The organism is Dyadobacter subterraneus, assembly GCF_015221875.1.
Lineage (GTDB): Bacteria > Bacteroidota > Bacteroidia > Cytophagales > Spirosomataceae > Dyadobacter > Dyadobacter subterraneus.
Genome location: NZ_JACYGY010000016.1, coordinates 1 through 1015, shown reverse-complemented (window position 1 = coordinate 1015; position 1015 = coordinate 1). Strand labels below are relative to the sequence as shown.

2 protein-coding genes are annotated in these 1015 nt (G+C 37.2%); both read left to right on the top strand.

The annotated features are described in order from the left end of the window. Window positions 1-236: T9SS type A sorting domain-containing protein (locus IEE83_RS32755; protein ID WP_438821037.1), on the top strand; the 236-nt coding region annotated here is incomplete at its 5' end. Between the two features lie 70 nt (window positions 237-306). After that, a complete protein-coding gene (locus IEE83_RS32750; RefSeq protein ID WP_194124963.1) occupies window positions 307-690 on the top strand; it encodes a T9SS type A sorting domain-containing protein in 384 nt (127 codons plus the stop codon). The last annotated feature ends 325 nt before the right edge of the window (window positions 691-1015 follow it).

The following is a 1015-nucleotide window of genomic DNA, read 5'->3' as shown; positions in this document are numbered from 1 at the left end:
TGGTCGACAAAGCGGATGATAACGCTTCAACAACCATTCTTGTGAAAAATGAAAACGGAGACGTCGTTTACCGCGAAATTGTAGCCAAAGGAAATCAGAAATTCGGTCGCCAGTTGAACGTTACGGAGCTTGAAGCAGGTAAATACCAAATCGATGTAACAAGCCAAAACGAAACACAAACCAAAACATTCCAATTGTCAGATCAAAAAACAGAACGTGCATTGACAATCAAATAAGTATTTGTACCAAGTAACTTATTAGCCATTCATAAGAAAAATATTAGCCATAAATAAAAAAATCAAAGCCATGAAAACTTACATCAAAAATATCGCTGTTGCCTTTGCATTTGTTGCCTCTTTCGCTTTCTCTGCCTATGCAGATGACAAAGAAACTAAAAAAGCCGCCTCACTTAATACCGGTGTTTACATTAATAAAGAAGGCAAAATCAACGTTTTTGTTGACAAACCTAACAACGATTCGAACACAACATTGCTGGTCAGAAATGCAACCGGAGATATCGTTTATCGTGAAGTAGTTGAGAAAGGAAATCAAAAATTCGGACGTGTTTTGAATGTGAATGAACTGCCAGCCGGCAAATATGAAATCAAAGTGAGCAGCAAAAATGACTCTCAAACCAAGTCATTCCAGTTGTCTGAACCAGTTGTTGAACGCGTTGTTTCGATTAAATAATAATATAGAAATATTGCTTTTTGAAAATGGCTTCTGTGAAAACGGGAGCTATTTTTTGTTTGCAATAATGATAAAATTAATAGGGCCCAATTCATTTCCAGGGAATAAATTCCCTGGCTACAATGTCGGCCGTGCCTACGGCACTAGAAAAATGCCATAGGCATGAATGACATTGTAGCCAGGGATTTCAATCCCTGGATTACCGATATTTTAGTCGTTTGTAAATGCCGTAGGCATGGTCAATTTAATCCAACTAACCATCTTCTTCTATAAACTAACATTAGTATCTTTCAACCGCTTAATTGCTCATTTATTCCCCATACCA

Excerpts from the sequence above, each read along its gene's own strand:
- IEE83_RS32750 (WP_194124963.1), top strand. The coding sequence starts at position 307 with ATGAAAACTTACATCAAAAATATCGCTGTTGCCTTTGCATTTGTTGCC.